Consider the following 24901-nt stretch of genomic DNA (forward strand, 5'->3'; position numbering starts at 1 on the left):
ACCGACCTCATCCAGCAGTACGAGACCCTCCGCATGCTGCACGCCGAGAACGGCAGCCCCGAGGCGCAGCAGCGGCTCGCCGACGTCGCGTACACGCTGTGCGTCGTCACCGGCACCCGGGACGTCGACGCCGCCCTGATCGCCGCCCGGCACCAGCTCCCCGGCGCCCACCCCGAGGACGACTCCCTCGTCCCCAGCGCCTGAGGCAGGACACCCCCCGCGCGCCCCGGGCATCGACGGACATGGACGGCCATGGACGGACATCGACGTCCGGGGCACGCGGCACGCCCGTCCGTCCGTTCGTCAGCCGGCGTAGTGCTTCTCGGTGGAACGGTTTCAGTCCGCCAGTGCCTTGCGGTAGACCGCCGGATCGACGTTGCCGCCCGAGGCCACGAGCACCACGACCTTGCCCCTGACGTCCAACTTCCCGGACAGCAGGGCCGCCAGGGACGCGGCGGCGCCCGGTTCCACCACGATCTTGAGGAGGCGGTGGGCCGTTTCCATGGCGGCCAGGGCCTCCTCGTCGGTGGCGGTCAGGCCGGTGACGTCGTAGTGGCGGAGGACGGCCAGGGGGTGGGCACCGGCCACCGGGCCGGAGATGGCGTCCATGAGGCCGCCGGGCGGGTGGGGGTTGGCGCACACGCGGCCGGTGGCGAGGGACCGGGCCATCTTGTCGAAGCCGGCCGGTTCGACGATGTGGTTCGCGAGGCCGGGGAACGCGTCGTCGAGCGCGGTGATCACACCGGCGGCCAGCCCGCCGCCACTGCAGTTCACCAGGACCGTGTCCGGGGTCAGGCCCAGCTCGCGCGCCTGCTCGGCGATCTCCAGGCCGACGGTGCCCTGCCCGGCCATGACGCGGGGGTCGTCGAAGGGCGGGACCAGCGTCATCCCGCGCTCCTCAAGGATCTTCCGGGCGACCTCCTCCCGGTCCTCGGTCCGCGGGTCGTACAGGACCGTCTCGGCGCCCCACCAGCGGCCGTTGTCGACCTTGATACGGGGGGCGGTGCTCGGCATGACGATGACCGCGGGACACCCGGCGAGCCGCGCCGCGGCGGCCACCCCCTGCCCGTGGTTACCGGCGGAGTAGGCCACGATCCCGGCGCGGCGGGCGTCCTCGTCCAGGGCGAGCAGCGCGTTGAGCGCCCCGCGCACCTTGAACGAGCCGGTCAGCTGCAGACATTCGGCCTTGACCAGGACGCGGGCGCCCACGAGGTCGTCCAGCATCGGGGAGTTGAGCAGCGGCGTCCGGACCACATGGCCGGTCAGGCGCCGCGCGGCCTCGTGGATGGCGTCGATGCCGAAGCCGGGCACGGCGTCGTCGGCGTGGATGTCTGACAACGGTGGGTGTCCTCTCGATAAAGGTCCTTGACCCGTGGATAGCCGAACGGCACGGCCGCGGTCAACGCGGCGCGTCAGCCGTGGCGTGGCGTGCGGGGACGCGGTGCCGCGCGAACAGCCCGAGGGCGGCGAATGCTGGTGGACGCCCACACCTACGTCGACGGCCTCTGCGACCGGTCCCCCTGAGCCGCTGGAGCCGGGCCACCTCTCTGGAGCCGGGCGACGAACGCGCTGATGTGGGAGGCGATCTGGTCGGGCACCTCCAGTGGCGACAGGTGGCCGGTGCCGCCGAGTTCGGTGAGGGTGGCCGTGGGGATCAGCGGAAGCAGGTGGTCGCGCAGGACATGCGGCGGGTCCACCTTGTCGTCGCTCCCGGCCAGCACCAGTACCGGAACGTCGATCGCACCGACCCGGTCCGCGAAGTCCTCGACCAGCGCCTCCCGCGGCCACGCCATACGCGCCGCCTCGCCCGCCCGGGAGCTGTCCTCGTGCACCTGGCGGCGCGCCTCGGCGGACAGCTCGCCGCTGGTCAGGACGAGATCGATGCTGCGGTCGATGGTCTCGTCGTTGTCGTAGGCATGCGCCAGCGCCTCCTGGAACTCCCGGGTCACACCGACCGGCGCCGGCGGAGCGGGCGCGACGAGCACCACGCCCTTCAGCCCGGCAGAGCGCCGGGAGGCCAGCACCTGGGCCACCTTGCCGCCCATCGAGTGGCCCACCACGACGCATGCGCCGTAGCCCAGTTCCTCGATGACGCGCTCGGCGTCGTCGGCGAGCTGCTCAATGCCGTAGGGGCCGGGAACCTCGGTGGACTCGCCCCAGCCGCGGTGGTCGTACGAGACGAACGCCCGCGTGGGGCTGAGGCGTTCGATGACCGGCCGCCAGGTGCGGTGGGAGCCGCCCCAGTAGTGGAGGAAGACCAGGGCCGGCCCGTCGCCCTCACGGACGTGGCCGTAGACCCGGCCGCCCGTCACGTCGAAGTACCGGCCGATCGGGGTTTTGGTGGTGGTCACGCTGCTCATGGCTCGATCGTCGTCCAGCGCTTCTCGATCAACCACACGCTCGTATGCCACCCTTCGCAACTTTCGGGACACGGTCACCGGTGGCCGCCCGCGGGTCTCCGCCCGGCTGTCCGGCCTGGCAGGAAAGTTACGTCCGTAACATTGGAGCCATGGCTTCTCATCGCGTCGCGGTCCTGGTGCTGCCCCGGGTCCTCCCCATAGACCTCGGCATCCCGACGCAGATCTTCAACGCACGGCCCAACACGCCGTACGAACTCACGGTGTGCGGCGGAGCCCGTGGCAGCGTCATGACCAGCACCGGGTTCACGGTCGGGGACACCGCCGGGCTGCCGGCCCTGGCCCAGGCGGACACGATCATCGTGCCCGGCTACTGGGAGTATCAGCGGCCACCGGCGCCCGAGGTGGCGGCGGCCCTGAAGCTCGCCTTCAGCCGAGGCGCCCGTATCGCCTCCATCTGCACCGGCGCCTTCGCACTCGCCGCGGCCGGGCTGCTCGACGGCCGTACGGTGACCACTCACTGGGCGAGCGCCGACGAGCTCGAAGAGCTCTACCCCCGGGTCCGGGTGGACCGCGGTGTCCTCTACATCGACGACGATCCGCTGCTGACCTCCGCGGGTGTGACCGCGGGCATCGATCTGTGTCTGCACATCGTCCGCAAGGACCTCGGCGCCGCCGTCGCCAACGACATCGCCCGGGAACTGGTGGCCGCGCCGCACCGCGACGGCGGCCAGGCCCAGTACATCGCCCAGTCGCTGCCCGAGCCCACCGCGCGCACCCTCGCCGACACCCGCGACTGGGCCCTGGGCCACCTCGACGAACCCCTCACGCTGGAGGTTCTCGCCCACCACGCCCGCGTCTCCACCCGCACCCTGGTCCGCATGTGGCGCCAGGAAACCGGCATCACCCCGCACCAGTGGCTGCTCACCGCCCGTGTCAACCACGCCCGCGAACTCCTCGAAGTCACCGACCTCGGCATCGAGCGGATCGCCGCCCAGAGCGGCCTCGGCACCAGCACCAACCTCCGTGCCCGCTTCCGTGACGCCCTCGGCACCACGCCATCCGCCTACCGGCGGACCTTCCAGCGGGGCTCGGATGTCCCGGAACGTCACGCCACGCCGTGAGTGGCGCGGCCGAAGTCGGTGGTCAGCCAGTGCTCGATGGACTCATCGGGGAACGTGTGCGGCCGGTAGGTGCCCGCCACCCGGGAGATGTCGGTGATCCGGTCGAGGCGGAAGGTGCGCCAGTCGTCCCGGTCGACGTCGAATGCCACGAGGTACCAGTGTCCGGCGCGCAGGAAGTGGCGGTACGGCTCGGCCAGGCGGGTGGCGGCGCGGCCGTGCTGGTCGGTGTAGTGGAAGCGGAGTCTGCCGTCCTCGGCCACCGCGTCGGCGATCACACCGACGGTCGCCGCCGAGACCACGGCACCGGGCTGCTGCAGCACCTCGGTGGCCAGGTCGGTGGCGGCCGCGCGGCGTCGCAGTGGGCGGGGCAGCACTTGGTCCAGCTTGAGCAACGCGCTTGGCGCGACCGCCTCCTCGGGGAGGAAGGCGCGGATCAGATGCAGCCCGGCCACCAGCGCGGTGATCTCGTCGGCGGTGAACAGCAGGGGCGGAATCCTGGTCCCGGGGCTCAGTCGATAGGCGCTGCCCGGTCCCGGGCGGGCCTCGACGGTGTACCCGAGACGGCGCAGCCGCTGGGCGTCGCGTCGCACGGTGCGGACGCTCGTGCCGAGCCGTTCGGCCAGTTCGGCGGCCGTCCACTCGCCCCCTGACTGCAGCAGCGTCAGCATGGTCAAGGTCCTGATCGTCGGATCGAGCTCCATTCCCTCAGCCTCCCAGGAGAGGAGGACAGCTTCAGGCCGCCTCGGTTCCTAGGGTGCGGTCGAGCCATCGATGAGAGGAAGCAACCATGCGGATCGCCGTCACCACCCCGACCGGAAACGTCGGCCGCCATGTCGTCGCCACACTCGTCCGCGCCGGGGTCCGGCCGCGCGTCCTGCTGCGCGACCCCGAGCGGCTGGCGCCCGACGTCCGGGACGAGGTGGACGCGGTGCCGGTCGACCAGTACGACGCCGACGCGGTGGTGGCCGCCACCCGCGATGTGGACGCACTGTTCTGGGTGAACCCGACCAGCGGCCACGGGGATCCCCTCGCCGAATACGCCAGCGCCACCAGCAGCGTGGTCCGCGCCGTCACCGAGAACCGGATCGGCCGCGTGGTGTTCCAAAGCAGCGTCGGCGCCGAGAAGCGCCACGGTGCCGGTGAGATCGACGGCCTGGCACAGACCGAAATCACCTTGGACGGTACGGGCGTCGATGTCACCCATCTCCGCTGCGGCTACTTCTTCACCAATCTCGAATTCGAGCTCGAGGCCCTACGCGCCGGAACCCTCCAGGTGATCCTGCCGCTCGACCAGCCCATGGCGTGGGTGGCGCCGCGCGACATCGCCGAGGTCGCCGCCACCCGTCTGCTGTCCCCCACCTGGTCCGGCCGGTGCGTACAGGCCGTTCACGGGCCCGCCGACCTCACCTGGCGACAGGTCGGCGACATCCTCACCGCCGCCACCGGTCGGCGGATCGGCGTCGAGCGGATCACCGACGACGCCATGCGGGCTCAACTCCGCCGGGCGGGGATGACCGAGAGCCTGGTCGAGGCCGTGCTCGGCATGTCGACCGGACTGCGCGAAGACTTCGTGCCCGAACAGCCCCGCACCCTCCGGACCACCACCCCGACCACCCTCGCCGCCTGGGCCTACGGCCATCTGCGACACCGGATCGACGACGTCTCATAAGCGATCCGCGTGTCGTCCCCGGTGGTTACCCGGCCACCACCGCGAATGCCTCGATCTCCATCAGGAACTCCGGCCGCACCAGCGAGACGACCTGCACCGCCGAGGCGGCGGGCAGCCGGTCGTCGGGTATGCGGGCGGCGCGGGCCTCGCGGATGGCCGGCATATGGGCCATGTCCGTGACGAAGAACGTCAGCTTGATCACATCGTCGAAGGTGGCACCGGCGGCGGCGAGGCAGCGCCGCAGGTTCTCGAAGACCTGGCGGGCCTGGGCCGCCGGGTCGCCCTCGCCGACGATATTGCCCGCCTCGTCCAGGGCGATCTGGCCGGAGATGGCCACGAAGTGCCCGGTGCCCTGGACGACATGGGAGTACTGGGCGGCGGGCGCGACCCCGTCCGGGGCGGGGATTCTGATCAGCTGACTCATGGGTGCAGCGTAATCATGTGGGGGGCCGGCCAGGCGCGGGTCAGGGAGGCCGTGATCGGGCGCGAATCGGAGACCGTTCAGCGCCGCCTCCGCCTCGTCAGCCCGGGTCCTGCGCCGTGGACCGCCGGTCGCGGCCGCGCAGGGCCAGGGCGATGAGGGCGGCGGCCTCGGGGGGCGCACATCGTGGCCGGTGAGCTCGTGGAAGCGGTTGAAGCGGTTGAAGCGGTGCTGCACGGTGTTCCGGTGGCAGTAGACGGCGGCGGCCGTGTCCGCTATCGCGCCGTTTCCGGCGAGGTGGGCCCGTACGGTGTGCAGCGGCCGGTCCCGTTCGGCGTCGCCGGCCTCCGGCCCGGTCGTCACCGTCCAGCCCTTCGACACCGAGGAGGAGGCCCTGCGGCTCGCGAACGGTGCCGACTACGGCCTGGCCGCGAGCGTGTGGACCACCGACCTGGGTCGGGCGACCCGGGTCGGGGCGGAGCTGGACTTCGGCTACGTATGGCTCAACTGCCATTCGCGGGCCCCGCCACACGGCCGGGGCCCGCGAACGGTCACCTTCGGGGCTCGGCCACGGGTCAGTGGTGCGTCGCGGGCGGGATGCTCTGCTCGTACTGGAAGATGTTGTGCGGGTCGTACTTCGCCTTGATCTTGCGCAGCCGGTCGACGTTGGGCCCCCAGTAGGCGGTTTCCCAATCCTGCATTCCGATGTTCGGCACATTGACGTAGGCGCCATGCACAAAGGGCCGCAGCGCCTGGCTGAACTCGGCGATCCACGCCTGGGCCACCGGGGTGAGCTCATCGCCGCTGCCCGGCACTCCACGAGTCCCCCAGCCCGCGCCGGGCTCGGAATAGAAGAGCGCGTTTCGATGCGGGAATGCCGTGCCGCCGCGGGGCTCTCTCCGCACCGCCCCGCCGAAGGCCTGGGTGAAGAAGTTGCTGTCATCCGTGGGGGCGTCCCGCATGAACGAGGCAATCACACTGATCGCCTTCTTCGGGAACGGCTCGGTGGTGAACTGCGAGAAGAACTTCCAGTTCGCGGGCTCCTCCTCGGTCGGAATTTGGAATCCCGCGTATACGTCACCCCAGTTGCCGATCTCCACCGAGACTTCGGGCGTGCCGACCGACAGAATCGGGGCCAGCAGCTTCCTCGCCTCCACCGCCGTCCCTTCCGCGAGAACCCCGAACAGCAGGATCTGGTTCCGGTGGATCTCGAGCTGGGTTCCGAGGCGGTTGTCGGCGGTCGGCCCCGTACGCTGCCATGCCTCGAAGACCCCCTGCAGGTCCCCGATGCCGTCCCAGGTCGCCTGCACATAGGCGACGCTGTTGAGCGGAGACGCCTGGTAGGTGAGGGAGGTGACGATCCCGAAGTTGCCGTTTCCCGCCCCGCGGAGCGCCCACAGCAGATCCGAGTGGTGCTTCAAGTCCGCCGTGATCACCTTGGCACGGTCGGGGTCCGACGCCACGACGATCTCAGCCGCCGTCAGGCTGTCGCACGCCATGCCGAGGTAGCGGTTGAGGAAGCCGAAGCCGCCGCCGAGCGTGGCACCGGACAGACCTACGCTGCCCTCCGTTCCGGTGGTGACCGCGAGGTTCTTCTCCGCGAGCGTGGTCACCGCTTCCAGTTGGTTGAGCCCGGCGCCGACCCTCGCGGTACGAGAGGCGGTGTCGATGTGGACCGACTTCAACTCACTCACGTCGATCACGATGCCGTTGTCCACGTTCGACCAGCCCTCAAGGCTGTGGCCGCCGCTTCGCACCCGGAGCGCGACATCGTGCTGACGCGCCCAAGTGAGGGCGTTGACCACGTCCTCGGTGTGCTGGGCGTAGACGATGACCAGCGGATAGTGAACGAAGAGCTCGTCCCAGCCGAGGCTCGCTTCCGCGTACCCGGGGTCATTGGGGGTGACGATACGGCCGGTGAGCTTCGCCGGCCGGCTCTTTCCGCTCCCGGTCGCCTTGCTCGCGGCACTCGCGGCACTCGCGGCACTCGCGGCACTCGCGGCCGAGGCACCGGCGGTCGCCACGCCCGGGAGAACGACCGAGCCGACACCGGCGGCCGCCGTTGTTTTCAGTAGTCTGCGACGAGAATAGTCGTGCATGGTCCGTATCCTCTCGATGGGGATACGCCAGTAATGGGCAAGGAAAACAGTGTGTGCCGGCTGGCGTGTACGCCCCTGTATGGCCTATTCCTGCGGCCCGCAGATTAACAGGGGGGCCGTGACGGTGTTGCCCGACACGCTAACCGGGAATGGGGGCCGCTTTCCAAAGGATGAATAGGCATGTGGTCATGCCGGGGCCGTTCTCTGTGAGTTTCTGTGAGCCACAGGTCGGCCGGATGCCGCGGCCTGCCGGTTTCCCGGGGACGGGGCTCCCGGTTCACATGCCACACCCAGACTCGTGCAGAGCTGTCCCAGAACAGCGGATCACTGTGCGGCGGCGGGCCGCCGGGTGGTGCGCCGGTGCTCGGCGACGAGGCGAGACTGCGCCAGGTGACCTCCAACCTCGTCGGCAACGCGGTGGCCCACACCCCGCCCGGCACTCCGGTCCGGATCGGCGTCGGGACGCAGGACGGTCTGGCGGTTCTGGAGCTGCACGACGAGGGTCCGGGGATGTCCGAGGAGCAGGCCGCCCGCGCCTTCGACCGTTTCTACCGCGCGGATGACGCCCGCGGCCGCACCAAGAGCGGAGGCGCGGGGCTCGGCCTCGCGATCGTCCACTCCCTGGTGACGGCCCACCACGGCCGGGTGGAGGTGCACACGGCCCCGGACGAGGGCGCCACATTCCGCATCCTGCTCCCCTTGGACGACTGAGCACCGCACCTCCTCCCGGCTCAAAAGCTAAGGATTTGCATGAGACACGGCCTTCGCACTGCACGCTTCCATGCTCATCGGCCTGCTGGCCGCGTCCAGCGCACCGACCCCGCTCTGGCCACCGGAGACCGCCGCCGGGCCTGACGCGCCCGGTTCAGTGCACCTTTGTCAGCCCGCCTTCGATCGTGGCGAGCAGGGTCTCGTCGCAGGCGGCCGGGGTGTCCGCCGCCCAGCACACATAGCCGTCGGGGCGGATGAGCAGGGCGGCGGCGCCCAGGTCGTCGGCGCAGGTGGCCCGGACGAGGTCGACGCGTGGCGGGAGCCGGAGGCCGTCCGGGACGGCTCCGGCCAGATCGAGCAGAACGGCGTGGCCGGAGCCGAACAGCGCCGACAGCCGGGTGGCACCGGCCTCGGTGACCAGGTCGGCGTCCGGTACGCGCTGCCCGGTGAGGGGATGCTCGCCGGGCAGGTCGTAGCGCAGCGAGAGGCCTGACATCAGTCCCGCGAGGTGGCGGTTGGCGTCGGGCAGGCGCAGCAGGTCGACGAAGATGTCGCGCAGGGCGGTCACATCCTCGCTCGGGTTCGTGTCCGCCAGGACCCGCTGGGCCGCCGTGTGATGCAGGACCCGGGCCGCTGCCGGGTGCCGTTCGGCGTGGTAGCTGTCCAGGAGGCCGCTCGGCGCCCGGTCCTGGATGACCGCGGCCAGTTTCCAGCCGAGGTTGATCGCGTCCTGCATACCGAGGTTGAGCCCCTGGCCGCCCAGCGGCGAATGGACATGGGCGGCGTCTCCGGCGAACAGCACGCGGCCCACGCGGTACTGCTCCAGCTGTCGCGTGGCATCGCTGAAGCGCGAGGAGTTGTCGACGGCCCCGAGGGTGGTCTCCTCGCCGTACACCTCCCGCAGCGCGGTGGCGATCTCCTCATGGGTGACGGGGATGTCGCGAGCGGTGTCCACCTGGTCCTCGTGCCCGAAGGTGAAGCGGTACCGGTCGCCGCCGACCGGTACCAGCATGGCCCAGTAGCCGCCCACATGACGGGTCATGGTGCTGATGTGCCCCATCCGCTTCGGCACCAGCGACGACACCGCGGTCAGCCGGATGTCGGTCAGCACCGCCTGATGGGTCCCGGCCCGCCCGGGAAACGGCAGCTCCAGCAGTTTGCGCACCGTGCTGTGGCCGCCGTCGCAGGCCACCAGATAGCGCGCCCGCACCTCCAGGCCGTCCGCCGTCACGACCACGCCGTCCTCGTCCGACTCGACCTTCGAGACGGCGGCGCCCCGCAGAACCCGGGCGCCCGCGGCGATCGCCCGCTCCTCGAGCACCTCCTCGATCTTCCACTGGGGGATGGCGATCGGGCCGTTGTGCCTGGTCTGCCAGGGGGTGCAGTCCAAGGGCACGGGCAGCATCGCGAAGTGCCCGCCCACCGGGTCACGCGGGGTGGCCCGCCGCAGCATCGGCTCCAACAGCCCGCGCGACTCCAGCAATTCGGCCGTACGGGGCTGGATCGCGCCGCCCTTCACCTGCTCGATGCGCTGGTCCAGCTTCTCCAGCACCAGGGTCTCGGCCCCGGCCAGCGCCAGCTCGTACGCCAGCATCAGCCCGGTCGGGCCGGCTCCCGCGATGACGACGCCCGTCGTGCTCTCCGTCGTCTCCGTCTTCTCCATGGACACGGCCACTCCTCCTCGATTTCTTGCCTCGGGCTACATGTATACCAGGTGCAGAAATCTCCTGGGGGTAATTGCTCTGCTACGGTGGGCGTCGTGGACGGCAAGCCAGGGCTACGGGAGCGGAAGAAGCAGCGGACCCACGCGGCGATCTCCGAGGCGGCGATCACGCTCTTCCTCGAACACGGCTTCAACCAGGTCTCGGTGGCCCAGGTGGCCGAGGCGGCCGAGGTGTCCAAGCGCACGCTCTTCGCCTACTTCCCGGCGAAGGAAGACCTCGTGGTGCACCGCCTCGCCGACCACGAGGCCGAAAGCGCCCGCGTCGTACGGGCCCGCCCGCCCCGCACCGCACCGCTGACCGCACTGCGCGAGCACTTCCTCAAGGGCCTGCGCGAACGGGACCCGATCACCGGGCTCAACGACCATCCCCAGATCCTCAAGCTCACCCGGATGATCCTCGACACACCCTCGCTGGTGGCCCGGATGGAGCGGTTCAAGGCCGGTGCCGAACGCGAGCTCGCGCAGGCGTTGCGGGAGACGGCGGACATTCCGGAGCTCACCGCGCGGCTGGCCGCCGTCCAAATCGTCGCGGTCCAGTGGTCACTGGCGCAGGACAACACCGCACGCGTGACGTACGGGGAGCCCGCCGACGAGCGCTACGCGGGTGCGGTGGCCGACGCGGAGCACGCGTTCGCGCTGCTGGAGAACGGACTGCGGCACCTGCCCCCGCGGAAGTGACTCCAGGCGCCCCGCACGGGTGCCTCCCGGGCGTCAGGCCGTCAGGTGCCGGGCGGGAGAGTGAAGTCGAAGACGGCCGAGTCGAAGGCCGAGTAGTCCTCGTAGTCGAGGAGTTCGTACAGGCGGGAGCGGGTCTGCATGCGGGGCAGCAGGGACTCCTGGCTGCCTTCGGCGGCGAGCGTGCGCAGGCCGTCCTCCACGGCGCCCATGGCCAGGCGCAGCAGGGTGACCGGGTAGAGCGCGATGTCGTAGCCGAGGTTCCCCAGCGTGCGCGCGTCCAGCGGGCGGCTCTTGCCGAACTCGGTCATGTTGGCGAGCAGGGGGACGGGAATCGCCTTACGGAACGCCTCGAACTCGGCCTCGTCGGCGAGAGCCTCGGGGAAGATCGCGTCGGCGCCGGCGTCGAGGTACGCCTTCGCCCTGTCGATCGCCGCGGCCAGTCCCTCGACGGCGCGGGCGTCGGTGCGGGCCATGAGCAGGAAGTCCGGGTCACGGCGGGCGTCGACCGCGGCCCGGATCCGGCGGGTCATGTCCTCGCGGGGCACGACCGACTTGCCCTCGAGATGGCCGCACCGCTTGGGGTTGACCTGATCCTCCAGATGCAGTCCGGCCAGGCCCGCGTCCTCCATCAGCTGTACCGTACGGGCGGCGTTCATCGGCTCGCCGAAGCCGGTGTCGGCGTCGATGAGGACCGGCAGATCGGTCGCCCTGGTGGTCTGCTGGGCACGGGCGGCGACCTCGGTGGAGGTGGTCAGCCCGATGTCGGGCAGGCCCAGGTCGGCGGCGAGGACGGCGCCGGAGAGGTAGGCGGCCTCGAATCCGGTGTCCTGGATGAGACGGGCGGAGAGCGGGTTGAGGGCGCCGGGCATGAGCAGCAGCCGGCCGGTGGCCAGCCGCTCGCGCAGGGCGCGGCGGCGCTCGGCCGGGGTGGTGCGGGTGTGCAGCATCAGAACAGCCCCTTCGGCAGGGTCGTGTCGTACGCGGCGACGGCCTCCGTGTCGACGGCCGGGAACAGGCCGTCCAGCTCGGGGGCGGTGGCCTCGGCGAGCCGCTCGGCGGCGGCCAGGAAGCGGTCCTGGTCGGCGGGGGTGACGACGCCCTCGGCGAGGGTGCGGAACTTGCCCGCGTAGGCCGGGCGGTCGAACGGCCGGGCCCCGGCCGGGTGGGCGTCGGCGACCGCGAGCTCGTCCTCGATCACCGAACCGTCCTCCAGGGTGATCACCGCACGTCCGCCGAAGGCCCGGCGGTCCGGGTCGGGGTCGTGGTAGCGCCGGGTCCACTCCGGGTCCTCGACCGTGGTGATCCTCCGCCACAGCTCGACGGTCCGTGGGCGGCGGGCGCGCTCGGGTGCGTACGAGCGCTCATGGTGCCAGGTGCCGTCCTCCAGGGCGACGGCGAGGATGTACGGCACCGAGTGGTCGAGGGTCTCGCGGCCGGCCGCCGGGTCGTACTTCTGCGGATCGTTCGCACCGGAGCCGATCACATGGTGAGTGTGGTGGCTGGTGTGCAGGACCACCGAGCGCACCCCTTCCAGCGGGCCGGTCTTCTCGCGCAGCCGCCGCGCCAGATCGATGATCGCCTGGGCCTGGTACTCGGCGGAGTGCTCCTTGGTGTACGTGTCGAGGATCGCGCGGCGCGGCTCGCCGGGCTCGGGGAGCGGGACGGTGTAGTCGGCGTCCGGGCCGTCCAGCATCCAGGCCAGGACGCCGTCCTCGCCCTCGTAGATCGGGGACGGGGAGGTCTCGCCGCGCATTGCCCGGTCCACCGCCTCGATCGCGGCCTTCCCCGCGAAGGCGGGCGCGTACGCCTTCCAGCTGGAGATCTCGCCCTTGCGGGACTGCCGGGTGGCGGTCGTGGTGTGCACCGTCTGCTGGACGGCCTGGTACACGGTCTCGGTGGGCAGCCGCAGCAGGGCGCCCAGGCCGCAGGCGGTGGCCGCGCCGAGGTGGGCCACGTGGTCGACGCGGTGCCGGTGCAGGCAGATGCCCTTGACCAGGGCGACCTGGACCTCGTACGCGGCGACGATGCCGCGCAGCAGGTCGGCGCCGGTGCGGCCGGTGTGCTGGGCGACGGCGAGCAGGGGCGGGATGTTGTCGCCGGGGTGGGAGTAGTCGGCGGCGAGGTAGGTGTCGTGGAAGTCCAACTCGCGCACGGCGGTGCCGTTCGCCCATGCGGCCCACTCCGGGGAGACCCGGCCGCGCACGCCGAAGACCGAGGCCCCGGGCGCGGTGGCCGGGTGGGCGGTGGCCTGGGCGCGGGCGACGGCGACCGGGCGGCGCAGCAGCGAGGCGATGGCGACCGCGACGTTGTCGATCACCCGGTTGACGGCCATCGCGGCGCTCTCGGCGTCCGGTTCCGCGGTGTCGGTGGCCACGGACGCGAGCTTCCAGGCGAGCTGGTGCTCGCGGGGCAGCCGGTCGGCGCTGGGGTGGACATGGACGTGGTGCTCGATCACGGGGCTCCTCGTACGTCGGTTGGTACCGGTGACGTGACTGAGCCTTCCCACCGACCGGCCGCGGGGCCACCACTCCAGGGCGTGGATTCGTACATGTCCGGGCAGGTGCCGTATCCGGTGGCCCCCCGCACCCCATGACACCGGCAGGAGGAGCGAGCATGACGGCGGTTCAGGGGATCGGACGTGCCCTCACAACGCCAGAGGGCCCTCGGATGGCTCCGGGGGCCCTCGTGCGTCTCGGTGTGGTCAGGGCCAGTTCGGGGCAGCCGCCATCGCCCGGCTCTCTTCCCCCTTCGCGGGCTTGGGGTTCAGCATCCGCTCGGCGAGCTCACCGAAGAGGAGGCCGAAGCCACCCCACAGGATCACCTGCATGGCGAGGGCGGACAGCCGGAACCGCCACAGGACGGTGGCCGGGAAGTCCGCCGGGACCTCGTTGATGACGGGCAGGAAGGCGAACGCCGGCCCGATGACGACGGCGAAGGCGGCCACCGCGGCGACGGTGGCGTACCAGGTGCCCAGCTTCGGGGCGAGCCGCTTGCCGAGGATGGTGGCGGCGATCGCCAGGAGCACGCTGAGCACCATCATCAGGAAGTACAGGGTCGTCCGCTTGCCGATGGTGTCGCCGTTGCCGACGGCGGGCGGGTTGGCCGGGTACTTCAGGAACGGCACGACATAGACCGCGAACAGCGCGCAGCCGGACAGCAGCAGCGCGGTGGCCCGCGGGCTGAAGCGGCCGACGCGCCCGAGGGCGACGCAGTAGGCGAGGGCGGCGATGCCGCCGAACGCGATCCCGTAGATCAGCACACCGGTGGCCAGGCCGGCGGTGGACTGCAGACTACGGGAGACGATCTCGACCTCGTGGTCATGCGCGGGGGCGTGGGCCTCCTCGAAGCCGATCGCGCGGTCGACGTTCGGCTCACCGAGGAAATAGGCGGCGATCAGGGCGAGCACACCGGCACCAAGACCGGCGAGCATGCCCCGCACCAGCAGGTTTCTTACTGTTGCGGAGTTCATGGGAGTGCGGCGTCCCTCGCCTCAGTGGCAGGGGAAGCCGAGCAGATGGCGGGCGTCATGCACCCACTCGTGGACACCCGAGCCGGAGACGACCGCGGTGGCGCCCTGCTCGGCGCCGACGAAGAACAGCAGAACCAGCATCAGGATGCCGAAGAAAACGCCCCAGGGAGCTATCGCCTTCAGCGGCAGCGTGGCGGGGAGGGCGGGAGTGGTGGCTGTCGGCTGGGCGACATGCTGCGCCATGACAGTGGCCTCCTAAGGGAGTTCGCGTCCCATCTCGGTGGTGCACAGGACGATGGCTGCGGGTCTGACTCACGGAACGTCCCCTTCGGATACGTCCCGTTCACAGTGGCGCGACCGTGCCGGATTCCCACCGGCTTCCGTCAGACCATCGTCGATATCGCACCGACGGTACCGCGTGTCGGATGCCTGGCCAAGACCGGCCACCTGGTGAGACGCCACCAGGACGCGCACGTCCTCACTCGTCGGCGCCGTAATGGGGGCTGTTGGGCGGCAGGAAATGGCCGCGGAGCCGGGTCAGCAGTTCGGAGCTCGGGCGCGACACCGGCCTCATCGAGATCCCCGCGCAGTGGGAGCTGGACGACTTCCCCCAGTTCGCCTACAACGACATCCCGGCGGAGCCGCGCGGCCAGGACCGCATCGCCGGCACCGACCTCACCCTCGACAACTGGCGGCGGGAGTTCGACGGCTACTACGCGCTACGGGCTCTGCTACGTCGTGATGATGCACCCGGAAGTCATGGGCAAGCCGAGCCGGGTGCTGCTGCTGCGCCGGCTGATCGAGCACATCCGCTCCCATGACGATGTGTGGTTCGCCACAGAACCCGCCCTGGCCGGACGGCGCCCGGTGCGCGGTCGTGGTGACGGTGAACCTCGACGCGGAGCTGTTCTGGCTGCGGCTGGACGAGTCCTGCCATGAGCGGCCCAAGACCCCGTCCATGGGCGAGTACGGCCCGAAGCGCGGTGCGCCCCGGATGCTCGACGCCCTCGAGGCGGCCGATGTCCGCGCCAGCTGGATGATCCCGACGACGGTGGCCGAGCGCTACCCCGGGACGGTGCGGGACGTGGCCGCCCGCGGCCATGAGATCGGCTCCCGCGGCGACGGCCTGGAGGACTACGCGACCCTCGACGCCGAGGGGCAGCGCCGCGCCATCGAGCGTTCCGCGCGGGTGCTGGAGGACATCTCCGGGCGGCGGCCCACCGGCTTCCGGCCGCCCTCCGCGGAGATCAGCGACGACACCGCCGGTGTGCTGAGCGAACTGGGGTTCACCTGGACCTCCCTGGCCCAGGGCGACGACCGGTGCGGATCGCCGGATACCGGCAGACCCTGGACGACTGGTGCGCCGAGTTCGACGCGTACCACGGCTACGGGCTGTGCTGTGTGATCACCCTGGAGCCGTCCTGCATCGGCAATCCGGGCCGGATCGGGGTGCTGGAGGAGTTCGTGGCGTATACGCGGCGGCGCCGGGACGTGTGGTTCGCCACCGGCGCCGAGGTGGCGCGGTGGTGGCGCTCCCTGGACCGCCCGAATGACCCCGGGTCCTCGGAGGAAGTACGTCACCGCACCGACCCGCGGCGCGCCGCGGCCATCTGACGGCGTCACACCACCGGCACACCGCCGACCGCGCGTCGCCTGTCACCAATGCCCCGGACATCCCACCTACAGTCGCGGTATGCGCATCGTCTCCCTGCTGCCCGCCGCGACCGACATCGTCGCCGAGCTCGGACTCGCCGAGCATCTGGCCGGCCGGACCCACGAATGCGACTGGCCGCCGGAAGCGGTGGCGGACATCCCCGTGGTGACCGCCACCGGCCTCGACCAGGACGCCCTCACCAGCCGGGAGATCTCCGACGCGGTCGGCGGCGCGACACACTCCGGGTCGTCGCTCTACACCCTCGACACCGAGGCGCTGGCGGCCCTGCGCCCCGATGTGGTGCTCACCCAGGACCTGTGCGAGGTGTGCGCCGTGTCGTATCAGAAGGTGAGCCGGGCCGTCCGGCTGCTGGACGCCGACACCCGCGTCCTCAGCCTTGAGCCACACACGCTCGACGACGTACTGGACTGCCTGGTGACGGTGGGTGAGCTGCTCGGCGTGCGCGAGCGCGCCGAGCGGCGCCGGGCCGACCTGCGCGACCGCCTCGAAGGCATCCGCCAGGCGGTGGCGGGCCGGGCCCGGCCCCGGGTCGTGGCGATCGAATGGCTCGACCCGCTGTGGCCCGCCGGACACTGGGTCCCCGACCAGATCGCCACCGCCGGAGGCGAACCGCTGCTCGCCGCGTCCGGTGCGCACACCAGCCCGATGACCTGGGAGGCGGTGCGCGCCGCACGGCCGGAGGTGGTGCTGGTCCTGCCGTGCGGCTTCCCGCCCGAGCGCACTCTGCGGGAGACGGACCTGCTCACCCGCCTGCCGGGCTGGACGGACCTGCCCGCCGTACGGACCGGGAGGGTCTGGGTGCTGGACGGCCCGGCCTACTTCAACCGCCCCGGCCCGCGCGTGGTGCGCGGAGCCGAGGTGCTGGCCCACGTCCTGCACGGCGTACGGGCCGGGGACGAGGTGACGGCGGCCGAGGCGCTCCCGTTCCCGGCCGCCCCGACCGGTGACCCGGACACCACGTCATGACGCATGTGCCGCGGGGGTCAGCCGCACCGTGAGGATTTGGAACGGGCGTAGTGCCACGGCCAGTTGGTCCTCGCCGGCCGCCGAGACCTCCGCGGGCCGCTCGGCCAGCGGGCGCTCCAGCAGGTCCGTGACCTGGACCCCGCCGAGCGGGAATCCCGTGCGCAGCACCGCCCGCGCCCGGCCGCCCAGCGACTCGTAGAGCCGCACCACCACATCGCCCGATCCGTCGTCGGCCAGCTTGACCGCCTCGACCGTGACCGCCGGATGGTCGCTGGTGATCACGGGGGCCGCCGGGGCCGCGGAGCCGATGCGCAGCGGCAGGTTCAGCGCGTACCCCTCCGCGATGGCGTCCTCGACCGTGGCGCCGGGCAGCAGCGCGTAGGTGAAGCGGTGCTTGCCCTGGTCCGCTTCCGGGTCGGGCACGCGCGGCGCCCGGACCAGGGAGAGGCGGACCGTCGTGGTCGTCCCGCCGTCCGACTCCCGCGTGGTGCGCGAGACATCGTGGCCGTACGTGGCGTCGTTGAGCACCGCGACCCCGTAGCCCGGCTCCCCGATGTGCACCCAGCGGTGGCCGTACACCTCGAAACGGGCCGCCTCCCAGCTGGTGTTGGTGTGGGTGGGGCGCTGCACATGGCCGAACTGGATCTCGGCGCGGGAGTGGTCGGCCCGCACATCGACCGGGAAGGCGGCCTTGAGGATCTTCTCCGCCTCGTGCCAGTCGATCTCCGTCTCGATGTCGATACGGCGGCTGCCCGCTCGCACCACGATGGTCTGCGCGATCCGCGAGCCCTTGCCGAAGTGGCGCTCCACGCGCAGCGCCCCCAGCAGCGGGCCGTCCTCGGCCACCGTGATGGACTCGGCGTCGGTGAGGTCCGTGTAGCGGTTCCGGTAGTGCTTGTCGATGTCCCAGGCGTCCCAGTAGTTGGGCAGGTCGCTGTGGAGGCGGAGCAGGTTGCCCGCCGCGTCCGGCGCGAGCACCTCGCGGTCGGCCGCCAGGTCGCGTACGGACGCGATGGTGCCGTCCTCCGCGAGCTCCACCCGCACCAGGCCGTTGTCCAGCACCCGGCCGTCGACGGTGACCGGCCGCGGGGGCGTCCCCCGCGGGACGAGCGGTGCGCTGCCGTTCGCCGGGACCCGCGTCCACACGGCCACCGAACCGTCCGCGAGCCGCTGCCCGTCCGTGAGCCCTTGCTCATCGGCGGCGAGATCCGCCGGCACCGTGACGACCTCGGCGCGGTCGCGCGGGCTGGTGTTGAACACGGCGGCCGACCCGTCACCGGTCGTGGCGAGGGCGTCGAGTGCCCGCTCGGTGAGCTCCCGCACCTCGGCCGCCACCCGCGCGTACTCGGCCTCGGCCTCCCGGTGCACCCAGGCGATCGACGAACCGGGCAGGATGTCGTGGAACTGGTGCAGCAGCACCGTCTTCCACAGCCGGTCCAGCTCCGGCAGCGGATAGCGGTAGCCCGGCGCGTGCAGCGCGGCCGTCGTCGCCCACAACTCGGCCTCGCGCAGCAGGTGTTCGCTGCGCCGGTTGCCCTGCTTGGTGCGGGCCTGCGAGGTGTACGTGGCGCGGTGCAGCTCCAGATACAGCTCGCCGGACCACACCTGGTCCTTGGGGACCTCCTTGCTCGCATCGGCGAAGAAGGTGTCCGGGTGCTCGACCCGCACCCTCGCCGAGCCCTCCAGGTCGGCGAGGCGGCGGGCGCGCTCCATCATCTCGCGGGTGGGGCCGCCACCGCCGTCGCCGTGGCCGAACGGGGCGAGCGAGCGGGTGCCCACGCCCTTGTCCTGGTAGTTGCGCACCGCGTGCGCCATCTCCTTGCCGGAGAACTCGGCGTTGTAGGTGTCCACCGGCGGGAAGTGGGTGAAGATGCGGGTGCCGTCGATGCCCTCCCACCAGAAGGAGTGGTGGGGGAGCTTGTTGGTCTGGTTCCACGAGAGCTTCTGGGTGAGGAACCACTCGTTCCCGGCGAGCTTCGCCAGCTGCGGGTAGGCGGCGTTGTAGCCGAAGGAGTCCGGCAGCCACACACCCTTGGTCTCGATGCCGAAGTGCTCGATGAAGAAGCGCTTGCCGTGGACCAGTTGCCGGGCTATCGCCTCACCGCCGGGGAGGTTGCCGTCCGACTCCACCCACATGCCACCGACCGGCGCCCACTGGCCGCATCTGACGGCCTGCTGGATACGGGCCCACACATGCGGGTAGTGGTCGCGCACCCACGCGTACTGCTGCGCCTGCGAGCAGGCGAAGACGAACTCCTCGTACTCCTCCGCCAGCGCGGTGACGTTGGAGAAGGTGCGGGATGTCTTGCGTTTGGTCTCGCGGATCGGCCACAGCCACGCCGAGTCGATATGCGCGTGGCCGACCGCCGACATGATGTGCGCGCTGGCGTGCGCGGGCCGGTCCAGCGCCGTCCTCAGCACGGCTCGGGCGTCGGCGGCGGTGCCGGAGATGTCGTCCAGGTCCAGGGCGTCCAGGGCCCGGTCCAGACAGGTCATGATCTCGTGCCGGCGCGGATCGTGGGTGTCCAGCTCCAGCATCAGCTCGCGCAGGACCTGCACATCCAGGGAGAGGTGCCAGACCTCCTCGTCGAGGACGGCGAGGTCGGCGCGCTTGAATGTGTACAGCGGCTTGTCGCCCGCGGTGAGCCGGTCGCCGAGCGGGGTGGGGCCGATGAATTCATTGGCCAGGATGTCCGGGTTGGAGGCGGCCTCCACCAGGTAGTGGATCTCCTCGCCACCGACGGCCGCACGGGCCACGGGCACGTACTGGTTCTGCGGGTTGACGGCCTTCAGGGGCCGGCCGTCCGGCAGATGGACGAGGGCCTCGGCCTGGTTGCCGGGCCAGTCGCCGACGAAGCCGAGGTCGATCAACGTCTCGACGCGCTTGCCCGCCCACTCCGCGGGCACCTGTCCGCGCATGCGGAACCAGGTGGTGCCCCACGGCGGACCCCAGGGCGTGTCCATCGCGAACGGCTCGTACGGGGCCTGCTCGGCCTCGGCGAAGGGCACCGGCTCGCCGGGGGCCTGCCAGGCTTCGACGGTCAGCGGGGTGGTGGCGGAGTAGACGGCGGGCTTGATGCGCTGGTCGTGGACGCGCTCGACGCGCTCCTCGATGCGGCGGCGTTCGTCGTGCACGGGGAACTCTTTTCCGGGTTGGGGTGACGGCGTGGGGTCGGCCGCGGCCGCGTTGCTCGGGGGCACCGGTCGCCGGGCGCTCGCCCGGGGCCGGCGCTAGGTGAGGTACGCGAGCCCGGGATGTGCCTGGCGGTAGCCGTCCACCAGGCGGCGGGCCACCTCGACCGAATCGATGAGGGGGTGCAGGGCGAACGCCTTGACGGCCGTGGCGCGGGAGCCGGAGGCGGCCGCCGCGAGGGCCTCGCGCTCCACCGCCTTGACGGAGCAGACCAGGCCGGTGGCGTGCGCGGGGAGCGGGGAAACGGCAACGGGATGGGCGCCGTTGCCGTCGACCAGGCAGGGGACCTCGATGACCGCGTCCTCGTCCAGGGCGGACAGTGTGGTGCGGTTGCGCACGTTGAGGATCAGCGTCGTGCGCTCGTCGCGGGCGATGGCCCGCATCAGGGCCAGGGCCACCTTCTCGTAGCCGCCGGACTCGGTCAGCGACTCCTCGTCCCGCTCCCCCGCGCCCGCCGCCTCGCGGTTCTCCGCCATGTACGTGGCCTCGCGCTCGGCCCTGGTGTTGTCCCACGTCCTCAGCGCGGGCGCGGCCGGGTCGCGCAGGGAGTCGTAGAACCGGGCCTGCTGCTGGCACAGGAAGGCGCCGCGGGTCTGCCGGGCCTCCCGGTATGCCGTCACCGCCTCGCGGTTGAAGTAGTAGTAGTGCAGATACTCGTTGGGGACGGCGCCGAGCGACTGGATCCACTCCGGGCCGAAGAGCTTGCCCTCTTCGAAGGAGCCCAGCAGCTCCTGGTCGGCGAGCAGCCGCGGCAACTGGTCGCGGCCGTCGATGTGCAGACCGCGCAGCCAGCCCAGATGGTTGAGCCCGACGTAGTCGATCCACGCGTCCCGCGGGCGCTCGGCACCGAGCGCGCGGGCCACCCGGCGGCCCAGGCCCACGGGCGAGTCGCAGATGCCGATCACCCGGTCGCCCAGGTGGCGGGACATGGCCTCGGTGACAAGGCCGGCCGGGTTGGTGAAGTTGATGAACCAGGCGTCCGGGGCCAGCGCGGCCACCCGCCGGGCGATGTGGTCCACCACCGGCAGTGTGCGCAGCCCGTACGCGATGCCCCCGGCGCCGACCGTCTCCTGCCCCAGCACGCCCTCGGCCAGCGCCACCCGCTCATCGGCCGCCCGCCCCTCCAGGCCGCCGACGCGGATCGCCGAGAACACGAAGTCGGCGCCCTTGAGCGCCTCGTCCAGGTCCGTGGTGACGGTCACGGTCGGCGCGTCCGGATGGTCCGCGGCCTGCTCGGCCAGCACCCGGGCGATGGCGGAGAGCCGGCCGGCGTCCAGGTCGTGCAGGGTCACGCCGGTGACCCGGCCCTCCCCGCGATCGGCGAGGAGCGCCCCGTACACCAGCGGCACCCGGAATCCCCCGCCGCCGAGAATGGTCAGTCTCACTGAAGAACCTCCGAGATGTCCCGACTCCCTGTCCGCTCCGGGAGCGGTCAGACCTTGATCACTTCGACGCCGGCCTCGGACAGGACGGCACATGTGGCCTGATCCGCGGACGCGTTGGTCACCACGATGTCGATGTCCTGCGGACCGCACACCTTGGCGATCCCCCGGCCGGGGAACTTCCCGGCGTCCGCGAGCAGCACCGTCTTCTCGGCGGCGGCCATCATGGCCCGCTTCACCGGGACCTCGACCACGGTCGTGTCCATCACATGGCCGCCGGGCCGGATGCCACTCGTGCCCAGGAACAGCCAGTCGGCGTGCAACTGGCGCAGGCTGTCCTCGGTGAGGAAGCCCACCAGCGAGCGGTACTCACGGCGCACCACGCCCCCGGGCAGCACCAGCTCTATCCCGGCGTCCTCCGCCAGCTCCTCGTACACCACCAGATTGCTGGTGATCACGGTGAGGCGGCGGCCGTGCAACTGCCGGGCCAGGCGGTAGGCGGTGGTGCCGATGTCGAGCAGCACCGTCTGGCCGTCCTGGACCATCGCGGCGGCGCGCTCCGCCACGGCGTCCTTGTCGGTGACCCGGACCTCGGCGACCTCGGCGAACGGCTGATCGCCGTCCTCCGCCACCGCACCCCCGTGCACCCGGGTGAGCAGGCCGTCCTCCTCCAGTCTGATCAGGTCGCGGCGCACGGTGGCGGCGCTCACCCCCAGCTCGGAGGAGAGGTCGGTCACGGATGCGGGGCCACCGGAGCGCAATGCCCGCAGGATGAGTTGGTGTCGTCGCTCTGCCAGCATGCGGCGCACACTACCCTGCAATTTCAATCAACTCCATGCTTGTTTTTGATTAGGTCTTGAAAAGTTTGCTCAGGTGGCTCACGATCCACGTCAGAACTTGCACACCCTTGACGAGAGGACGCGCTCGTGAGCGAGCCGCTCCCCGACGGGTCACCGGGCGATACCGCTCCCGACGTCCTGCTCACCGGACTGCTCTTCTACGACCTGGTCTTCACCGGCCTCGGCCGGGGACCCGTGCCGGGCGAGGAGATCTGGGCCAGGGGCATGGGCAGCGGCCCCGGCGGCATCGCGAATCTCGCGGTGGCCGCCGCCCGCTTCGGGCTGCGCACCTCGCTGGCCACCGTGTTCGGCGACGACCTCTACGGCCGCTACTGCCGTGAGGTGCTCGCCGGGCAGGAGGGCATCGACCTCTCGCCGTCCCGTACGGCACCCACCGGCTGGCACACGCCGGTCACCGTCTCGCTGGCGCTGGGCGCGGACCGGGCGCTGGTCACCGGCGGCGCGGAGCCCCCGTACGGTCAGGACGAGCTGATCGGCGACCCCCCGGCCGCCCGCTCCGCGCTCGTGCACATCGGCCCCGAACCACAGGACTGGATCGCCAAGGCCGCCGCCTCCGGCACCCGGGTCTTCGCCGACGTCGGCTGGGATCCCTCCCAGCGGTGGTCCACGGATCTGCTCGATCAGCTCTCCCTGTGCCACGCCTTCCTGCCCAACGAGGCCGAGGCCATGGCGTACACCCGCACCGCCACCCCGCGGGCGGCCCTGCGCGCGCTCACCGACCTGGTGCCGGTCGCCGTGGTCACACGCGGCCGGGACGGGGCGATCGCCGTGGACCAGGACACCGGGGAGTACGCCGAGGCCGACGCGCTCGACATCGATGTCCTGGACGCCACGGGCGCCGGCGATGTCTTCGGCGCGAGCTTCGTCGCCGCCACCCTGGCCGGCTGGCCACTCGCCGAACGGCTGCGCTTCGCGGTGCTCGCCTCCGGGCTGTCCACCCGTCGCCACGGCGGAGCGCTGGCGGCGCCCGGCTGGGGCGGCGTCGCGGAGTGGTGGCACGAGGTCGTGGCCGACCCCGGCGCCGAGGAACTCCGCCGGGCGTACGGCTTCCTCGCCGACCGGATCCCCGCCGGCGTCGGCCCGCCCCCGCCGGAAGCGCCGGCCACACCGTTGTGACCGGCCGCGCCGTGGTGACCGCCACCCTTGTGACCGCCACCGTTGTGACCGGCCACGCCGTTCTGATGCGGCGCCACACCTTTTCGCAGAAGCCCCTTCCCAAGGACACCCCCCACGGCAACACCCCGACACCTCAACGACGAGACACCGAAAGGCGGTGAAGCAGTGCACCCCTCACGCAGAGGACTGCTTCGCGCGGGCCTGGCGACCACCTCGGCCGCCGTGCTGGGCGGCGCGGCCGCGGGCTGTGCGGTCCCGGCCGGGTCGACCGGCCGGAACATGACACTCTGGTACTGGGGCGGTGGACTGAGCGACAAGCTGGTGGAGGACGCCGCCAAGCGCTTCACCCAGGTCGACCTCAAGGCCACCCAGATCGGCGGATACTTCCGCTCCAAGCTGCTGACGACACTGACCGCCCGCGCCTACGCGCCCGACATCACCGGCCTGAAGGGCGAGGACATCGCCTCGCTGCTGTCCAACGCCGACCAGTTCATCGACCTCAACACCCTTGGCGCGGACCGGCTCAAGAGCCAGTACCTGGACTGGAAGTGGGCCCAGGGCACCGCCGACGACGGCCGTCAGATCGGCTTTCCCATCGACACCGGCCCCTGTGTGCACTACTACCGCCCCGATGTCTTCGCCAAGGCGGGCCTGCCCACCGAGCCCGCCGAGGTGTCCGCGGCCATGAGCACCTGGGAGGACTACTTCACCGCGGGCGAGCGGCTGGTGAAGCGGGTCAAGGGTGCCTACCTGGTCAATGACCTGTTGGCCGTGCTCAATATGGGCATCGGCCAGTCGGCGAAGCGCTTCGTCGACAAGGACCGCCATTTCATCGGCGACCAGGAACACATCGTCCGCGCCTGGGATCTGGCGCTGGAGTGCAAGAAGCGCGGTCTCGTCTCCCCCTTCAAGTCCGGCACGGTCGACCAGACCGCGGCACTGGAGGACGGCAGGTTGCCCAGCCAGCTCGGCGCCTCCTGGGCGGCCGGCGACTTCAAGTCGCAGCTGACGAAGTCCGCCGGCAAGTGGCGGGTGGCCGCGATGCCCGAGCGGCCGGCCAACGACGGCGGCTCGTTCCTCGGGATCACCAAGTACTGCCGCAGACCTGAGGTGGCCTTCGAGATCATCACCTGGCTGCTCGGCCCCAAGAACCAGACCCGCGGCTTCGTGGAGGCGTCGCTCTTCCCCTCCACCCCGGCGTCCTACGAGATGGCCGCGATGCGCGAGCACGACCCCTTCTTCGGCGGCCAGATCACCAACGACATCTTCGCCCGGGCCGCTCAGCGGATCCAGGTCGCCTACAACAGCCCCTACGACGTGGCCCTCAAGCAGCCGATCATGGACGAGCTGACCTCCGTGCACATCTCCGGCAAGAACCCCGAGCGAGCCTGGCGGGACGCCATGAGCACATGCCGACGCATCGCGGACCACCTGGGGGTGAGCTGAGCCATGGCCGAT

Annotated in this window: 24 protein-coding genes, 2 pseudogenes and 1 riboswitch; of the genes and pseudogenes, 12 read left to right on the forward strand and 14 right to left on the reverse strand. The window is 71.3% G+C overall.

The genetic code is table 11. The features are described 5' to 3' along the window. Positions 1–204: DUF5133 domain-containing protein (locus tag GWI24_RS04075; protein ID WP_210944524.1), on the forward strand; the 204-nt coding region annotated here is incomplete at its 5' end. A gap of 132 nt (positions 205–336) precedes the next feature. Here GWI24_RS04075 and GWI24_RS04080 read toward each other — a convergent pair. Together GWI24_RS04080 and GWI24_RS04085 are read right to left on the reverse strand one after the other, a co-directional pair. Further along, entirely contained in the window at positions 337–1338 is a 1002-nt protein-coding gene (locus GWI24_RS04080) for a threonine/serine dehydratase (RefSeq protein ID WP_247615852.1), read from the reverse strand. A gap of 152 nt (positions 1339–1490) precedes the next feature. Then, entirely contained in the window at positions 1491–2360 is an 870-nt protein-coding gene (locus tag GWI24_RS04085; RefSeq protein WP_210944525.1) for an alpha/beta fold hydrolase, read from the reverse strand. A 149-nt stretch (positions 2361–2509) separates the two neighbouring features. On the opposite strand from GWI24_RS04085, the gene GWI24_RS04090 reads away from it, so the two are divergent. Beyond that, on the forward strand, positions 2510–3481 hold the full coding sequence (locus GWI24_RS04090) for a GlxA family transcriptional regulator (RefSeq protein ID WP_210944526.1): 972 nt from the start codon (positions 2510–2512) through the stop codon (positions 3479–3481). Here GWI24_RS04090 and GWI24_RS04095 read toward each other — a convergent pair. Next, positions 3466–4149 (reverse strand): YafY family protein, encoded by a 684-nt coding sequence (locus GWI24_RS04095; RefSeq protein WP_247615857.1) that lies wholly within the window; start codon positions 4147–4149, stop codon positions 3466–3468. The genes GWI24_RS04090 and GWI24_RS04095 overlap by 16 nt on opposite strands. Positions 4150–4268: 119 nt before the next feature. Here GWI24_RS04095 and GWI24_RS04100 point away from each other — a divergent pair, with 119 nt between their 5' ends. Continuing rightward, on the forward strand, positions 4269–5150 hold the full coding sequence (locus GWI24_RS04100) for an NAD(P)H-binding protein (RefSeq protein ID WP_210944528.1): 882 nt from the start codon (positions 4269–4271) through the stop codon (positions 5148–5150). Positions 5151–5175: 25 nt separating this feature from the next. On the opposite strand, the gene GWI24_RS44855 is transcribed toward GWI24_RS04100, so the two are convergent. After that, positions 5176–5574 carry a RidA family protein gene (locus GWI24_RS44855; protein WP_247615858.1) on the reverse strand — a complete coding sequence of 133 codons (399 nt, stop codon included), beginning with the start codon at positions 5572–5574 and terminating at the stop codon, positions 5176–5178. A 180-nt stretch (positions 5575–5754) separates the two neighbouring features. After that, positions 5755–5952, reverse strand: a pseudogene (locus GWI24_RS46060) (helix-turn-helix domain-containing protein); the annotation flags it as partial. Between GWI24_RS46060 and GWI24_RS46480 the strand changes: the two are divergent. Beyond that, positions 5882–6217 carry an aldehyde dehydrogenase family protein gene (locus GWI24_RS46480; RefSeq protein WP_308343442.1) on the forward strand — a complete coding sequence of 112 codons (336 nt, stop codon included), beginning with the start codon at positions 5882–5884 and terminating at the stop codon, positions 6215–6217. The pseudogene GWI24_RS46060 and the gene GWI24_RS46480 sit on opposite strands and share 71 nt — an antisense overlap. Here GWI24_RS46480 and GWI24_RS04115 read toward each other — a convergent pair. After that, positions 6147–7670: an FAD-binding oxidoreductase gene (locus GWI24_RS04115; RefSeq protein ID WP_210944531.1), complete on the reverse strand. Its 1524-nt coding sequence runs from the start codon at positions 7668–7670 to the stop codon at positions 6147–6149. The genes GWI24_RS46480 and GWI24_RS04115 overlap by 71 nt on opposite strands. A gap of 333 nt (positions 7671–8003) precedes the next feature. Here GWI24_RS04115 and GWI24_RS04120 point away from each other — a divergent pair. Continuing rightward, positions 8004–8381: pseudogene (locus tag GWI24_RS04120) on the forward strand (sensor histidine kinase); the annotation flags it as partial. Between the two features lie 154 nt (positions 8382–8535). Here GWI24_RS04120 and GWI24_RS04125 read toward each other — a convergent pair. Then, positions 8536–10044: an FAD-dependent monooxygenase gene (locus tag GWI24_RS04125; RefSeq protein ID WP_210944532.1), complete on the reverse strand. Its 1509-nt coding sequence runs from the start codon at positions 10042–10044 to the stop codon at positions 8536–8538. A 96-nt stretch (positions 10045–10140) separates the two neighbouring features. Here GWI24_RS04125 and GWI24_RS04130 point away from each other — a divergent pair, with 96 nt between their 5' ends. After that, positions 10141–10782 carry a TetR/AcrR family transcriptional regulator gene (locus GWI24_RS04130; protein ID WP_210944533.1) on the forward strand — a complete coding sequence of 214 codons (642 nt, stop codon included), beginning with the start codon at positions 10141–10143 and terminating at the stop codon, positions 10780–10782. Between the two features lie 41 nt (positions 10783–10823). Here the strand turns inward: GWI24_RS04130 and prpB are convergent, their stop codons facing one another. The 4 genes from prpB to GWI24_RS04150 all read right to left on the reverse strand — a co-directional run bounded on the left by prpB (position 10824) and on the right by GWI24_RS04150 (position 14494). Beyond that, positions 10824–11729, reverse strand: coding sequence for a methylisocitrate lyase (gene prpB / locus GWI24_RS04135; protein ID WP_210944534.1), 906 nt, complete (start codon positions 11727–11729; stop codon positions 10824–10826). Next, a complete protein-coding gene (locus GWI24_RS04140; RefSeq protein ID WP_210944535.1) occupies positions 11729–13237 on the reverse strand; it encodes an MmgE/PrpD family protein in 1509 nt (502 codons plus the stop codon). Before GWI24_RS04140 ends, prpB begins: the two co-directional genes overlap by 1 nt. A gap of 246 nt (positions 13238–13483) precedes the next feature. Then, positions 13484–14251 carry a CbtA family protein gene (locus GWI24_RS04145; RefSeq protein WP_210944536.1) on the reverse strand — a complete coding sequence of 256 codons (768 nt, stop codon included), beginning with the start codon at positions 14249–14251 and terminating at the stop codon, positions 13484–13486. A gap of 21 nt (positions 14252–14272) precedes the next feature. Further along, positions 14273–14494 (reverse strand): CbtB-domain containing protein, encoded by a 222-nt coding sequence (locus tag GWI24_RS04150; RefSeq protein ID WP_210944537.1) that lies wholly within the window; start codon positions 14492–14494, stop codon positions 14273–14275. Positions 14495–14533: 39 nt separating this feature from the next. Then, positions 14534–14685: riboswitch (cobalamin riboswitch) on the reverse strand. Positions 14686–14757: 72 nt separating this feature from the next. Between GWI24_RS04150 and GWI24_RS04155 the strand changes: the two genes are divergently transcribed. From GWI24_RS04155 to GWI24_RS04170, 4 genes are all read left to right on the forward strand, one after another. Continuing rightward, complete coding sequence (locus GWI24_RS04155; RefSeq protein ID WP_210944538.1) at positions 14758–15072, forward strand: hypothetical protein; 315 nt, start codon at positions 14758–14760, stop codon at positions 15070–15072. Further along, positions 15069–15656 carry a polysaccharide deacetylase family protein gene (locus GWI24_RS04160; protein WP_210944539.1) on the forward strand — a complete coding sequence of 196 codons (588 nt, stop codon included), beginning with the start codon at positions 15069–15071 and terminating at the stop codon, positions 15654–15656. Before GWI24_RS04155 ends, GWI24_RS04160 begins: the two co-directional genes overlap by 4 nt. Further along, entirely contained in the window at positions 15653–15865 is a 213-nt protein-coding gene (locus GWI24_RS04165; RefSeq protein WP_210944540.1) for a hypothetical protein, read from the forward strand. Before GWI24_RS04160 ends, GWI24_RS04165 begins: the two co-directional genes overlap by 4 nt. 79 nt (positions 15866–15944) lie before the next feature. Beyond that, a complete protein-coding gene (locus tag GWI24_RS04170) occupies positions 15945–16892 on the forward strand; it encodes a cobalamin-binding protein (RefSeq protein WP_210944541.1) in 948 nt (315 codons plus the stop codon). Here the strand turns inward: GWI24_RS04170 and GWI24_RS04175 are convergent. From GWI24_RS04175 to GWI24_RS04185, 3 genes are all read right to left on the reverse strand, one after another. Next, positions 16887–20027 carry a glycoside hydrolase family 38 C-terminal domain-containing protein gene (locus GWI24_RS04175; protein ID WP_210944542.1) on the reverse strand — a complete coding sequence of 1047 codons (3141 nt, stop codon included), beginning with the start codon at positions 20025–20027 and terminating at the stop codon, positions 16887–16889. The two genes, GWI24_RS04170 and GWI24_RS04175, sit on opposite strands and share 6 nt — an antisense overlap. A 96-nt stretch (positions 20028–20123) precedes the next feature. Beyond that, on the reverse strand, positions 20124–21470 hold the full coding sequence (locus GWI24_RS04180; protein ID WP_210944543.1) for a 6-phospho-beta-glucosidase: 1347 nt from the start codon (positions 21468–21470) through the stop codon (positions 20124–20126). A gap of 47 nt (positions 21471–21517) precedes the next feature. Then, the gene (locus tag GWI24_RS04185; protein WP_210944544.1) at positions 21518–22267 is read right to left on the reverse strand and encodes a DeoR/GlpR family DNA-binding transcription regulator; all 750 of its coding nucleotides are present in this window, start codon (positions 22265–22267) and stop codon (positions 21518–21520) included. Positions 22268–22393: 126 nt separating this feature from the next. On the opposite strand from GWI24_RS04185, the gene GWI24_RS04190 reads away from it, so the two are divergent. Next, positions 22394–23443: a PfkB family carbohydrate kinase gene (locus GWI24_RS04190; RefSeq protein WP_210944545.1), complete on the forward strand. Its 1050-nt coding sequence runs from the start codon at positions 22394–22396 to the stop codon at positions 23441–23443. A gap of 165 nt (positions 23444–23608) precedes the next feature. Continuing rightward, a complete protein-coding gene (locus GWI24_RS04195) occupies positions 23609–24889 on the forward strand; it encodes an extracellular solute-binding protein (protein WP_210944546.1) in 1281 nt (426 codons plus the stop codon). Positions 24890–24901: the final 12 nt, after the last annotated feature.

The organism is Streptomyces sp. MK37H, assembly GCF_018035285.1.
GTDB lineage: Bacteria > Actinomycetota > Actinomycetes > Streptomycetales > Streptomycetaceae > Streptomyces > Streptomyces endocoffeicus.

Coding starts and splice junctions, on each gene's coding strand:
- GWI24_RS04085 (WP_210944525.1), bottom strand. CDS start 2,360: ATGAGCAGCGTGACCACCACCAAAACCCCGATCGGCCGGTACTTCGAC.
- GWI24_RS04090 (WP_210944526.1), top strand. CDS start 2,510: ATGGCTTCTCATCGCGTCGCGGTCCTGGTGCTGCCCCGGGTCCTCCCC.
- GWI24_RS04095 (WP_247615857.1), bottom strand. CDS start 4,149: ATGCTGACGCTGCTGCAGTCAGGGGGCGAGTGGACGGCCGCCGAACTG.
- GWI24_RS04100 (WP_210944528.1), top strand. CDS start 4,269: ATGCGGATCGCCGTCACCACCCCGACCGGAAACGTCGGCCGCCATGTC.
- GWI24_RS44855 (WP_247615858.1), bottom strand. CDS start 5,574: ATGAGTCAGCTGATCAGAATCCCCGCCCCGGACGGGGTCGCGCCCGCC.
- GWI24_RS04115 (WP_210944531.1), bottom strand. CDS start 7,670: ATGCACGACTATTCTCGTCGCAGACTACTGAAAACAACGGCGGCCGCC.
- GWI24_RS04125 (WP_210944532.1), bottom strand. CDS start 10,044: ATGGAGAAGACGGAGACGACGGAGAGCACGACGGGCGTCGTCATCGCG.
- prpB (WP_210944534.1), bottom strand. CDS start 11,729: ATGCTGCACACCCGCACCACCCCGGCCGAGCGCCGCCGCGCCCTGCGC.
- GWI24_RS04145 (WP_210944536.1), bottom strand. CDS start 14,251: ATGAACTCCGCAACAGTAAGAAACCTGCTGGTGCGGGGCATGCTCGCC.
- GWI24_RS04150 (WP_210944537.1), bottom strand. CDS start 14,494: ATGGCGCAGCATGTCGCCCAGCCGACAGCCACCACTCCCGCCCTCCCC.
- GWI24_RS04160 (WP_210944539.1), top strand. CDS start 15,069: ATGACGATGTGTGGTTCGCCACAGAACCCGCCCTGGCCGGACGGCGCC.
- GWI24_RS04170 (WP_210944541.1), top strand. CDS start 15,945: ATGCGCATCGTCTCCCTGCTGCCCGCCGCGACCGACATCGTCGCCGAG.
- GWI24_RS04185 (WP_210944544.1), bottom strand. CDS start 22,267: ATGCTGGCAGAGCGACGACACCAACTCATCCTGCGGGCATTGCGCTCC.